This window comes from Streptomyces sp. NPDC051173, assembly GCF_040689515.1.
GTDB lineage: Bacteria > Actinomycetota > Actinomycetes > Streptomycetales > Streptomycetaceae > Streptomyces.
In genome coordinates this window covers 168,756-180,496 of the sequence record NZ_JBFBBD010000006.1, presented here as the reverse complement: position 1 = coordinate 180,496, position 11,741 = coordinate 168,756, and the positions used below count along the sequence as shown (strand labels likewise).

At 71.7% G+C, this 11,741-nt stretch carries 11 protein-coding genes and 1 pseudogene; 7 read left to right on the top strand and 5 right to left on the bottom strand.

What is annotated here, in order from left to right:
* A pseudogene (locus AB0435_RS06595) lies at positions 1-77 on the bottom strand (dephospho-CoA kinase); the annotation flags it as partial.
* A gap of 102 nt (positions 78-179) precedes the next feature.
* On the opposite strand from AB0435_RS06595, the gene AB0435_RS06590 reads away from it, so the two are divergent.
* The 6 genes from AB0435_RS06590 to AB0435_RS06565 all read left to right on the top strand — a co-directional run bounded on the left by AB0435_RS06590 (position 180) and on the right by AB0435_RS06565 (position 5,567).
* Entirely contained in the window at positions 180-767 is a 588-nt protein-coding gene (locus AB0435_RS06590) for a sugar O-acetyltransferase (RefSeq protein WP_366426361.1), read from the top strand.
* Between the two features lie 312 nt (positions 768-1,079).
* Positions 1,080-1,583, top strand: coding sequence for a hypothetical protein (locus tag AB0435_RS06585; protein ID WP_366426359.1), 504 nt, complete (start codon positions 1,080-1,082; stop codon positions 1,581-1,583).
* Positions 1,584-1,700: 117 nt separating this feature from the next.
* On the top strand, positions 1,701-2,414 hold the full coding sequence (locus AB0435_RS06580) for a L,D-transpeptidase family protein (RefSeq protein ID WP_366426358.1): 714 nt from the start codon (positions 1,701-1,703) through the stop codon (positions 2,412-2,414).
* A gap of 152 nt (positions 2,415-2,566) precedes the next feature.
* The gene (locus tag AB0435_RS06575; RefSeq protein WP_366426357.1) at positions 2,567-3,031 is read left to right on the top strand and encodes a hypothetical protein; all 465 of its coding nucleotides are present in this window, start codon (positions 2,567-2,569) and stop codon (positions 3,029-3,031) included.
* Positions 3,031-4,533, top strand: coding sequence for a GMC family oxidoreductase (locus AB0435_RS06570; protein ID WP_366426356.1), 1,503 nt, complete (start codon positions 3,031-3,033; stop codon positions 4,531-4,533). The genes AB0435_RS06575 and AB0435_RS06570 overlap by 1 nt, the downstream gene beginning before the upstream one ends.
* 8 nt (positions 4,534-4,541) lie before the next feature.
* Positions 4,542-5,567, top strand: a complete 1,026-nt coding sequence (locus tag AB0435_RS06565; RefSeq protein WP_366426355.1) for a ferritin-like domain-containing protein — start codon at positions 4,542-4,544, stop codon at positions 5,565-5,567.
* A 27-nt stretch (positions 5,568-5,594) separates the two neighbouring features.
* Here the strand turns inward: AB0435_RS06565 and AB0435_RS06560 are convergent, their stop codons facing one another.
* From AB0435_RS06560 to AB0435_RS06550, 3 genes are all read right to left on the bottom strand, one after another.
* Entirely contained in the window at positions 5,595-6,677 is a 1,083-nt protein-coding gene (locus AB0435_RS06560) for a hypothetical protein (RefSeq protein WP_366005743.1), read from the bottom strand.
* 68 nt (positions 6,678-6,745) lie between these two features.
* Complete coding sequence (locus AB0435_RS06555; RefSeq protein ID WP_366426354.1) at positions 6,746-8,362, bottom strand: M48 family metalloprotease; 1,617 nt, start codon at positions 8,360-8,362, stop codon at positions 6,746-6,748.
* A gap of 130 nt (positions 8,363-8,492) precedes the next feature.
* Positions 8,493-8,894 (bottom strand): hypothetical protein, encoded by a 402-nt coding sequence (locus AB0435_RS06550; RefSeq protein WP_366005745.1) that lies wholly within the window; start codon positions 8,892-8,894, stop codon positions 8,493-8,495.
* Positions 8,895-9,339: 445 nt separating this feature from the next.
* On the opposite strand from AB0435_RS06550, the gene AB0435_RS06545 reads away from it, so the two are divergent.
* Positions 9,340-10,977 (top strand): M4 family metallopeptidase, encoded by a 1,638-nt coding sequence (locus AB0435_RS06545; RefSeq protein WP_366426353.1) that lies wholly within the window; start codon positions 9,340-9,342, stop codon positions 10,975-10,977.
* Between the two features lie 60 nt (positions 10,978-11,037).
* Here AB0435_RS06545 and AB0435_RS06540 read toward each other — a convergent pair whose 3' ends face one another.
* Positions 11,038-11,694, bottom strand: coding sequence for a transglycosylase SLT domain-containing protein (locus AB0435_RS06540; RefSeq protein ID WP_366005747.1), 657 nt, complete (start codon positions 11,692-11,694; stop codon positions 11,038-11,040).
* Positions 11,695-11,741: the final 47 nt, after the last annotated feature.

Genomic DNA, 11,741 nt, shown 5'->3' with positions numbered 1-11,741 from the left:
TGCGGAGCGAGCGCTTCCAGCGGGCCGTCGTTGTCGATGACGAAGTCGGCCACGGCCAGGCGCTGTTCGCGCGTGGCAGCGCCGCCGACCGGCTCTTCGCCGTGTCACCGCGGGGAAAGCGCTTGACGGCCTCGCGGGTGCTCCGGAAGCGTGTGCCGATCCGAGGAGAGGACACCCGCGTGGGCGTGAACAAGGAGCGGATGCTGGCCGGGGACTGGTACGTCCCCGACGACGAGGAACTGCGCGAGGAATCCGAGCGCCGGGCCGAGCTGTGCGCGGCGTACAACGCGGCCGTGCCGTCCCCGGCGGAGCGCCGGGAAATTCTTGGAAAACTGCTCGGGTCGGTCGGGGAAAGGGTGCGCATCCGCCCTCCTTTCCATTGCGACTTCGGCTCGTACATCAGCATCGGTGCGGATACGTTCGTCAATTTCGGCGCGGTGTTCCTGGACGCGGCGCCCATCACGATCGGGGCGGATGTCCAGATCGGCCCGAACGTCCAGCTGGTGACGCCGACTCACGCCCTGGATCCGGAGCTCCGGAGGGCCGGGTGGGAGCGGGGCCTGCCCATCGTGGTCGGGGACAACGTCTGGCTGGGCGCGGGGGTCATCGTCTGCCCAGGGGTGACCATCGGCGAGAACACCGTGGTCGGGGCCGGGGCGGTGGTGACCAAGGATCTGCCGTCCGGTGTGCTGGCCGTCGGGAATCCGGCCCGTGTCGTACGGGCGCTGGACGAGCGTGACGCCGCGGTGCCGCCCGCGTCCGGGTGAGCCGGGTGCCCGCTCGCGGGCCGGTGGTTCCGGCCATGCAGCCCCCGCCAGGCGGTCCGGGCGGGCCGTCCGCGGGGCCTTCCGGTTCGCTCGCGGCGACCGGCTCCGTACAGCGAGGGGAGCCGGTCGGCGTCTTCACGGAATTGCCGCCACCGCCCCTGGCGGATAATCGATGACCATCTTTTCCCGCGCTTCCCCGCGCATTGACAATCATGTTGCGCACCGTGGAATGTGAAGCAGCCGAAAAGGCGATGGAGATATTTGCGGGAATCAAGGATCTCCGTCTCCTTTCCCGATTCCGCGGAGGAACCCGTGAAAAGACGCTCGTGGTTCGCTGCACTGAGTCTCACCCTCGTCCCCCTGGCCGCGCTCACGGCCGTGCCCGCGGCGCAGGCCGTCGGCACCGGTTCGGGCACCGCCGCCGTGCACCAGTCGGACAGCCGGCTCTCCCGGCCGCACCCGGAGCTCAACGGCCGGCGCCTCAAGGGCTTCGACAGCGCCCCCGTCTATCTCATCCTCGACGGCAGGCGCCGCTGGATCCCCAATCCGGCTACGTACAACAACCTGTTCCGCAGCTGGGACGGCATTCAGTCCGTCGTCGACATCAACAGCATCGACAGCGGCGGGCAGCTGTCGGACGGCGCCTTCCTGGGCAAGTCGCCCAACGCGCCGCAGGTCTATCTGATCAGCAACGGCGTCAAGCGCTGGATCACCAGTCCGGCCGCGATGGACAAGTACGACTTCGCCTGGAACAAGATCGTCAATCTGTCCCCCGTCGTCATCGACTCCATCCCCACCGGCGCCTCCATCTCCTGACCCGCGCGCGAGGGTCCACCCGCGCCCCCGGGTGGACCCTCGCGGCGCTCGGGGACTTTTCCGTCCCGTGGGGCAGAGGGCTGCAACCCCTCAACAGCCTTTGTTGTCATACTTGTTATGAGTGCAGAAGCGAAGAGGAAAGCGACCTCGGTCCTCGCGCGCCGGCTGGGCGTCGTGCTCGGCGCGGTCGGCCTCGCGGCGCCCTTGACCGTCGCGATCGGCGGCTCGGCGCAGGCGGCGGCGCCGGCCTGTACGACGCGGACGGGCCCGTATCAGAAGGAGGCCGAGAAGTTCCTGGGCAGACCGGTCGACGGCCGCCAGTCGGCGGCGGACTGCCGGGCGGTCCAGAGCTACCAGACCAGGAACGGCATCAGGCCGAACATCGGCTACGCGGGCCCGGTGACCTGGGCCGCGATGCAGGCGGAGAGCACCCGGCGCGATCCCGACGCGGACGGGAAGTGCCCCGTGAACAAGGGGCGCGTCGCCTGCGTCGACCTCAGCCGTCAGATCAGCTGGATACAGGACGGCAAGGCCGTCAAGTTCGGCCCCGTGCCGGTGCGGACGGGCCGGAAGGGCCATGTCACGCGGACGGGCGCGAAGAAGATCTACTGGCGCTCGGTCGACCACTGGTCCACGCTCTACAACGTCCGCATGCCCTATGCCCAGTTCTTCGACGGCGGCGAGGCGTTCCACGCGATAGCCGGCAGCGTCTGGTCGCCGCCGGGCTCGCACGGCTGCGTCAACATGCGCACAGGCGACGCGAAAACGTACTGGTCCATGCTCCACAACGGCGACAACGTCTTCGTCTACGGCCGCAAGCCCGGCACCTGAACCGCACACCCGCACCGGAAGGGCCCGGGGCCCACGCCGCCGGGCCCTTCGCCTGCGAACACCCTTAGGGGTGAAGAGAGTTCCCACACCTTCTCCGCTTACCGGACCCTCCGCTAGAAAGGTGGCAAGTCCTCTCAGACGGGTGGTCGCGGATGACAGCGGAACTCCCAGGATTCGTCGGCCTCTCCGTCCGGCTGACGGGTTTCGACGCCTTCGATCTGTACGCGACCGGAATGGTCCGGCTGTACCACGACACGACGCTCGACCAGCTCGGGCGCGAGGCGGTCGGCCGCTTCCTGGCAGACCTGGAGGCCGTGGGAGGCGACCCGGACCGGCTGGTGGACGAGACCTCGCGTGACATCGCCCGCGCCATCACGCACCTGTGGTACCTCGGCGTCTGGCCGCAGCTCGCCCGGTCCGTCCACTCCGCGCTGGGCCGGGAGCAGGCGAACGCCGCCTTCACGGTCTCACCCGAGGCGTACACGGAGGGCCTGGTCTGGCGGACCTTCCACGGGCACCCCGCGGGCGCCAAGGCACCCGGGTTCGGCACCTGGGCCGATCCGCCACCGGGCGCGAGCGTGCCGGCTCACGCCGACGCGGGCCTGGGCGGCGCTTGATGACCACGGCGGCACCGCACCCCGGGCACCACGACGTGATCGTGGTCGGCGCCGGGCTGGCCGGCACGCTCGTCGCCAAGGAACTGGGCGACCGGGGCTGGCGGGTGCTCGTCCTGGAGGCCGGCACGGACACCTTGAGCACCTGGCCCGGCCACCTCGACGCCCTCGACACCTTCTACTCCGCTTCGGCCAAGGTCCCCAACTCGCCCTACCGCGCCAATCCCGCCGCCCCCTCCCCCGACGTCCTCGACGTCGGGGGACTGCCCGGCGGCGGCTACCACGCCGACGGCTACTTCCTCCAGGACGGCCCCCTGCCGTACGGGAGCGACTATCTGCGGGCCGCGGGCGGCACCACGCTGCACTGGCTCGGCCTCACGCCGCGCATGCTCCCGGAGGACTTCGCCGTCCGCAGCGCCTACGGATACGGCAGGGACTGGCCGATCGGATACGCCGAGCTGGAGCCGCACTACCGCGCCGCCGAACGGGAGTTGGGCGTCGCGGGCGACGCCGCCGAGCAGGCCGAGGCCATCGGACTGCCCTTCCCCGAAGGCTATGTCTATCCGATGCGGGAGATCCCCCGCAGCCACCTCGACCGCCTCCTCGCCGCCGGGCTCGACGGGCTCGCCTTCAGGGAGTCCGACGACGCGCCGGAGACCGTCCTGTGGGTGGTCACCACCCCGCACGCCCGCAACAGCACTCCGGACCCGCGCTACGACGGGGGCCGCGGATACCGCCCCGTCGGTGCGGCCGGTCTGCCCAACTACGGCGAGCGGTGCGTGGGCAACGCCTCGTGCGTGCCGATCTGCCCCGTGCAGGCCAAATACACCCCGCTCAAGACCCGGGCCCGCTGGGACCGCCGGGTCGCGCTCGTCACCCAGGCCGTCGTCAGCCGCGTCCTGACCCGGGGCGACGGCCGGGTGTTCGGCGTCGAGTATCTGGCGTACGACGACCCGGCCTCTCCCGCGCACACCACGCACACCGCCGAGGCCGACGTCGTCGTCCTGGCCGCGCACGCCGTCGAGAACGCCAAGCTGCTCCTGCTCTCCGGGCTCGCCGGCCGCAGCGGGCAGGTGGGCCGCAATCTCATGGATCACCCGGTGCTGCTCACCTGGGGGCTGCTGCCCGCGCCGGTGGGGCCCTTCCGCGGCCCGGCCTCGACCTCCGGTCTGGAGAGCTTCCGCGCGGGCCGCCTCCGGCGCGACCGCGCCCCCTTCCGTATCGAGATCAGCAACTGGGGCTGGAGCCGGCCGACCGGCGCGCCCGCCACCGACGTGGCCCGGCTGCTCGGCATCACCGGCGACTCCGGGCAGCCGCGCGGCAGGAGCCTGTTCGGGAGCGCGCTGCGCGCGACCCTGGGCGAGGAGATCGGCCGCCAGTTCTCCCTCCAGTTCGCGCTGGAGCAGGAGGCCGAGGAGCGCAACAGGGTCACCCTCGACCCGGGCCTGCGCGACCGGCTCGGCATCCCCGGCCGCGCCTCACCTACGACCTGTCGGACCGGGTGAAGCGCGGGATGGCCGCCGCGAAGACCGTCTCCGACCGGATCTTCGCCCTGCTCGGCGCCGACGACCGCACCGCGTACGGCCCGGGCCCCTTCGCTCCCGGCCACTTCCGCTTCGCCGGGCGCGACTGGGTCTTCCACGGCGCCGGGCACGGGGCGGGCACGCACCTCATGGGCCACTCCCGCTTCGTCACCGGCTACCCCGCCCGGCTGCCGTACAGCAAGGACCATGTCCCCGTCGCGCTGCGGCACTTCGGGGTCGAGGCGCTGGAGACGTTCCTGCGCATCGAGCACCCGGCGTACGTGGCCGGGCCGCCCGGTCACCCTTCGGTGGCGGACGACGAGGGGTGGACCTCGATCGGGCAGTTCTACCGCACGATCGGCGTGGGCCTGAGGCGGCTGGCGGAGGAGCTGGGCGAGGCGGAGCTCTTCCGCGGCGACCCCGTCCGGCAGGCCGGCCCCGAGCACTTCTACAACTCCGGCGGCGAGATCTTCCCGGTCACGGACCTGGCCTCCGCGCTGGAGGCCCTGCGGGTCATCACCGAGCAGGGCGAGGGCGCGGACCGCACGGTCTTCAACAGCGACGACCGCGTCTTCGGCGAGGCCAGGGAGCCCGCGCACTACTTCCGGTTCGACGAGATCCGCAGGCAGCGGACGTACGGGCCGTACGACACACCCGCCTCCGGCCCCACGGGCCCGGCCCTCGACGTGGACTGGGCGGGGGCGTATCCCATCGATCCGCGGGCCAAGGTGGCGGACTACCCGGCGGGGAGCGAGGTGCGCCGGGCCGCCGACCTGTTCAACGTGGGGTACGCGGGGCTGTTGTGCGTTATCGAGGACGCCTTCACCGGGCGTCCGGAGGCTCTCGGCAGAGCCGTGCCCGGGATGCCGGCGCTGCGTGAGCTCGCCGAGCGGATCTGCCGCAATCAGCATCCCGATCCGGCGCGGCGGGAGCGGGGCCTGTACGCGAGCCCGACGTACGAGATCACGGAGGAGCACTTCGCGCGGGCGCGCGGCGGGGACGGCCTGCCCCGCTGAGCGCGCCCGCGCCCGGAAGGTGACGGGTCAGCTCGCGCCCTCGATCGCCCGCTCGCGGTAGCGGCAGTAGAGCTTCGCCGTGTCCCCGAAGCGGCTCCAGGGGTCCGCTGCGACATGGCCGTCCACCAGCCGGAACTGCTCCAGCGCCGCCACGTGACGCTGCTGCTGCACCAGGAAGAACGCCAGCAGATGGCGGACTTCGGCGAGCCGCGGATGTGTCGGCGGTACGGCCGGCAGGTCGGCGAGTACGGCGTCGACCATGGCCCTGGCCTCCGGCGTGCGGTAGGCCCTGACCCGCAGGGGGTATTCCTGGTGCTCGAACAGGGCGACCAGACGCAGGGCCGGGAGCAGGGTCCCGGCCGGGGCTCCGGCGGCGGCGCGCGCGGCGAAGTCGTGGGCCAGCTCCTCGGAGCCGCGCCACTTCGCGCACCAATACTGGAGCGCGCTGTAGTGCGCCTCGTAGTGGAAGGGCGCCCGGGCGGTGATCTGCGCCCACAGTTCGTGCATCCGCTCGTGCGGACAGCCGAGACCGAGGCCGGTCCAGATCTCGGTGATGTACGGCGAGGGGTCCTCGGGGTTGAGCTCGGCGGCGCGCGCGATGTCGTCGCGGGAGCGGCTCAGCACGCGGTGGAAGCCCTCGAACTGCTCGCGGCTGGTCTCCTTGGCCACGTGGCTGCCGCGCAGCTGCCAGGCGAGGAAGACCGTGGACTTCGCGCGCACGGCCGCGGCGTCCGGGTCATCGGGGCGGGCGGTCTCCCAGGCCGTGAGCCAGCCGTCCTCCCCGGCGGCGGCGTCGGCGAGGTCGATGATCGCGGCGGACCGGCGTTCCCAGTCCCGGCCGGTGGCGGCGAGGAACCGCGCCGCGGGCTCCCACTCGCCCCGCGCGGCGGAGGTCCGCAGGGTTTCGAGTTCGGGGTCCGGCATCGACCGGTCGGTGTTCTGCCGGCTCTCCGGGAGGAAACCCAGCTGGGCGGCTTCCTTGGACAGCCCGTCGGAGGGTGCCTTCTGGGCCGCCGCCGGGCCGGTCGGGTCGGCGGCCGCCCGCTTCCTGGATCTGAACCAGAGGAAGACACAGACGCCGATGACGATGAGGGGAAGCAGTCGTGGCACGGGGGTTGAGCTCGTTTCGCTTGGAGCCGGGAAGGGGTTGCCCGGCGGGAATCACCGAGAAGCGGGAATCAGTGAGAAAGGGAGGACGGCCGGGGCAGGAGCGCGCGCAGGGGTGCCGTGTCCGGGGAGTCCGCGACGGCGGCGTCGAGCGCGGCCGGCATCAACTCCTCGTAGCCTTCCGGCAGACGCAGCCGCGACGGGTCGGACCAGGACATCTCCCACCAGGCCAGCCGGGCGTCGACGAGCTCCAGCACCAGGAGCCGCGCCAGACCGCTGCGCAGATCGGGGCGTACGAACTCGCGGGCGGCGCGGCCGCTCGCCCGGCCCGCCGCCTCCGACTTGGGGAGCCGGTCGGCGATCCGCCACAGCGCACCGGTGTCGGCGGCGTCCAGGAGCGCGCGGAGGGTGGGGTCGCCGCCCGTGGCCGCGGTGATCGCGTGCCGCAGCGGCCCGGCCTCCTCCTCGCACCGCGCGCGCCTGCCGAGGTGGAGGAGTTCGGGCCACTGCGCGCGGCGCATGGCCAGGGCCTCCGGGACGAACGTGGCCGTTTCGAGGTCGGCGCAGACCCGCTCGGGGTCGTGCAGCAGTGCCAGGGCGTGCCGTTCGGGCGTGCCGGCGGCGCGGCCGTCGTCCGGGAGCTCCCGGATCAGCCGGATCCGCTCGGTGACCGGCGGGTGGGCGTCGTAGGGGGAGGCCGTGGTCCCGGGCAGGTCGTGCCGCAGCTCTTCCAGTTCGCTCCGCCTGCCGGGTTCGGCGAGCAGGTGGCGCAGGCCGCCGTAGAACTGACCGTGCGGCGGCAGCAGTCCGGCCGGGGCGCCCACGGTGGCGTAGCCGCTGAGGTAGAGGTCGTGGGCGGCGTCGAGCACGGCGACCTCGCGGAGGGCGGAGGCCGCGGCCTCACGGCCCGCGACGCGCGCGGCCGTACGGTCGGCGGCGAGTTCCTGCCGCCGGGCCGCGCTCTGCGTCGCGCGCAGATAGAAGGAGCCGTAGGCGATGAAGGGCCTGGCCATCGCGCGATAGCCGAACCCGACGCCCCTGGTGTTGATTTCCTTGGCCTCGCGGCCCTTGCGCAGGGCCTTTCCGGCGGCTTTCTCCTGCCGTGCGCGTTCCTTGCCGACGCGGTTCTCGGCTCTTTCCATGAAGGAGTTCACGGTGCGCGCGACGCTGTGCCGGCCGCGCAGGGTGATGGCCGAGATGCGGGTGTCGGCATTGCCGTAGTGCCCGAATTCATGGGCGAGCACGGCGCGCAGCTGGATCTCGCTGAGTCCCGTCATCAGAGGCACGCCGATATACAGCCGGCGCCGTCCCGGCAGCAGTCCGAGCAGGCGGGCGTTCTCGGAGACGGAGGCGTTGACGTCGCCGGTGAGCACGAGTTCGTCGGGCGGCCGGGTGCCCGCCGCCGCGGCCACCTCACGCACCGTGGACCACAGCAGGGGCTGCCGCCCCTCGGTGACCGCGAGGCCGCTCTCGCCGTCGTCCTTGGGCGTACGGAGCAGGAACATGCCACGCACGACGGGAATGGCGAGCAAGGCGAGAACGATGCAGAGCTTCAACGCGATGACGGGCCGCGTCCATTGACAGGTGGCGAATCCGAGTGCGGCGAAGACGCCGAGCACGAAGAGGCCCAGCAGATAGAAACCGGCGAGCAGAGCGAGAGCGCGCAGCGCGCGCAGAGAAACGCCCATGGAGCAGGGGCCCTCACACAAGTGCGGAGATGGTCGGAATGGTGGGGGGACGCCCAAGTATGACGCATATAAGTTCGAATGGGCAAAGAAATAAATCCGCTCCGAAGGATTTCGGAGCGGAGGGGGTGGGTCAGAGCGCGGTGGAGGGCAGTTCCTCGTCCAGGAAGTCGTCGTCGAGGAGCGGCCCGCCCGGGTCCGCGGCGCCTTCCGACCGGCCGTCGGAGGGCGCGGGGTGGAGGAGCCTGCCGACGCTGTGGGGTTCGGCGTAGAGGGCGATCAGCCGGCGGACCGTCGCGGGGTCGGCGGAGATGGTCACGGGCGCCTGGTAGCGGTCGCCGTCCTCGGCGTCGTCGTCCGCCTCGGACAGGGTGGCCCACATGTCCTCGGCCGCGCTGATGAGCTGGTCGAGCTCGTCGCGCACGCCGTCCCAGGCGCCGTCGCGCACGGCCTGGTCGATACGGGAGACGGTGCCGAGGAGGCTGGCGTAGTCCTCGGCCAGCTGGTCCTCCTGGGACGACGGATGAAGTGACATGGCGACTGGCTCGGTGGTGTACACGGCACCTCCACGCAAGGGGAAACGGTCTGGGCTGGGGCCGATCGTCACGAACCCCCACCGGGGAATGGTCGCGCGCCGGGGGGCGGCGGCCGCTGTCCGGCGTCACCGGGTGACGAGATATCACCCGCACGGGCGAGCGAGCCCGCCGCGGGGGCGCCGGCCGCGCGGCGGAGTGAACACCCGCCCACGCGCGCCACTTTCCGGATATCGGACGCCGACCTTCGCCCATCGGTCAACTCACGGCCAACTTTCCGTCGTGAACCTGCCAAGTTCACGGATTCGGTGGCACGCTCGCCTCGGTTCGAACAGAGCGCACATCGGTGAGCGCCGTTCGCACCCCATGCACCCACGCACCACCCGGCGGCACGCCCGTGCCGCCGCGCAGCGGGCCGCCACCAGCGGCCAGGCATAAGGAGTTCGCGTGAGATCTACCCCCCACTCTTCGCGCCGTGTCAGAAGCAGCGCCACCGTCATCGCCCTCGCCGCCCTGGTGGCCGCCGGGGTCCAGGTGGGATCCGCGGGAGCCGCACCGGCCCCGGACCACGTGGACGCCACCGCCGCCCACCTCGCCCCCCTCTCCACGGCGCAGCGCACCGCCCTCCTCGCCGCCGCCCGCGGCGACAGCGCGGCCACCGCCCGCTCCCTGGGCCTCGGCGCGCAGGAGAAGCTCGTAGTCAAGGACGTCGTCAAGGACGCCGACGGCACCGTGCACACTCGCTACGACCGCACGTACGCCGGACTGCCGGTCCTCGGCGGCGACTTGGTCGTCCACGTCAAGGGCAAGCGGCAGAGCGTCACCAAGGCGTCGAAGGCCCGGAGCGTCGCCGTGCCGAGCACCACCCCCAAGGTCCCGGCGGCCACCGCGCAGAAGAGCGCGCTGAGCGCGGCCTCGGACGCCAAGACCGCCAAGCCGACGCCCCGCAACGCCCGTAAGGTCATCTGGGCCGTGACCGGGAAGCCGGTGCTGGCCTGGGAGACGGTCGTCACCGGTCTCCAGAAGGACGGCACGCCCAGCCAGCTGCACGTCATCACCGACGCCAACACCGGCAAGAGGCTGTACGCCTTCGACGGCATCGAGACCGGCACCGGCACGGGCGAGTACAACGGCCAGGTCACCATCGGGACGAGCAACAGCGGCGGCTCCTACCAGATGGTCGACAACACCCGCGGCGGCCACCGCACGACCGACCTCAACCAGGGCACCTCCGGCAGCGGCACGCTCTTCACCAACTCCACGGACACGTGGGGCGACGGCACCCAGAGCAACCGGCAGACGGCCGGCGTCGACGCCCACTACGGCGCGCAGGAGACCTGGGACTTCTACAAGCAGACGTTCGGCCGCAGCGGCATCCGCAACGACGGCGTCGCCTCGTCCTCCCGCGTCCACTACGGCGACAACTACGTGAACGCCTTCTGGGACGACTCCTGCTTCTGCATGACGTACGGGGACGGCCAGGGCAACAACAACCCGCTGACCGCGCTCGACGTGGCGGGTCACGAGATGTCGCACGGCGTCACCTCCGCCACGGCCGGCCTGGAGTACGCGGGTGAGTCCGGCGGCCTCAACGAGGCCACCAGCGACATCATGGGCACCGGGGTCGAGTTCTTCGCCAACAACCCGAAGACTCCCGCCAACTACCTCATCGGCGAGCAGATCAACATCAACGGTGACGGCAAGCCGCTGCGCTACATGGACCAGCCCAGCAAGGACGGCAGCTCGCTGGACTACTGGAGCGCGGACGCCGGCAATGTGGACGTGCACTACTCGTCCGGCATCGCCAACCACTTCTTCTACCTGCTGTCCGAGGGCAGCGGCGCGAAGACGGTCAACGGGTTCTCGTACAACAGCCCGACCTACGACAACTCGACCCTGTCCGGCATAGGCCGCGACAAGGCCCTGGCCATCTGGTACAAGGCGCTGACCACGTACTTCACCTCGACGACCAACTACGCGGCGGCCCGCCAGGCCACGCTCCAGGCCGCCGGTGACCTGTACGGCACCAACAGCAGCGAGTACCAGGCGGTCGGTGCCACCTGGACCGCCGTCAACGTCAACTGACGCACCGGGAACGCCCGCACGGGCACGGGCCGCCGGATTCCTCCGGCGGCCCACCGGGCGTCACCGCCGGTCCACGGCCTCCCCGGCCTTGGCCCAGTTCTGGTGCAGGCGGTCCAGATAGGACTGGGCCTCCTTGCCGGGCTTGGCACCACGGGCGAAGGCCAGCATGTTGCCCCCGCCCGTGTTGTAGCCGAGGGCCAGCAGCTCGTCCTTGGTGTACGTGTCGCCGCGTGCCGACGGCAGCTGCGCGGCGAGGTCGTGGAGGTGCCAGGCGGCGGCCTCGACGGCCAGGCCGGGGTCGTCGGGCAGCTCCTGCCAGTCGCGGTCGGCGAAGTCCCGGCCGGCCTTCGTGTCGTTGAAGGCCGCCTTGTGCATGTTCGCGATGCCCAGCGCGGAGTCCGGCTTGATCCGCTGCCACGCCCGCTCCAGGGCGGGGTCGTGCGGCTTGTAGGACTCGTTGTAGAGGATCGCCATCAGCAGCCGGGGGGCGATGCCCGCCTTCTTCGCGTACGTGTCGACCTGCGGGGCCCAGTGGGCGGCGTCCTGGTTCCCGGCCGCCGCCGACGCGCTCGGCCCTGGGCCGCCCGTGGCGGCGGACGACGGGTTCTTCGCCGGGGTCGCGGCCTCCGGTCCGTGTCCGCCGCACGCCACCGCCGTGGCGGCCGCCACGGCGGTCACGGCGGCGAGCCCGATCCGTCGCTTCCAGGGGTGCCGCACGCTTGCTTCCTTCCGTCGGGGTGACCGCGTCCTTCCCGGTCCCCTGG

Bases quoted from the DNA above. Each gene is read 5' to 3' on its own strand.
- AB0435_RS06580 (WP_366426358.1), top strand. From the start codon at position 1,701: ATGAGTGCAGAAGCGAAGAGGAAAGCGACCTCGGTCCTCGCGCGCCGG.
- AB0435_RS06575 (WP_366426357.1), top strand. From the start codon at position 2,567: ATGACAGCGGAACTCCCAGGATTCGTCGGCCTCTCCGTCCGGCTGACG.
- AB0435_RS06570 (WP_366426356.1), top strand. From the start codon at position 3,031: ATGACCACGGCGGCACCGCACCCCGGGCACCACGACGTGATCGTGGTC.
- AB0435_RS06565 (WP_366426355.1), top strand. From the start codon at position 4,542: ATGGCCGCCGCGAAGACCGTCTCCGACCGGATCTTCGCCCTGCTCGGC.
- AB0435_RS06555 (WP_366426354.1), bottom strand. From the start codon at position 8,362: ATGGGCGTTTCTCTGCGCGCGCTGCGCGCTCTCGCTCTGCTCGCCGGT.
- AB0435_RS06550 (WP_366005745.1), bottom strand. From the start codon at position 8,894: ATGTCACTTCATCCGTCGTCCCAGGAGGACCAGCTGGCCGAGGACTAC.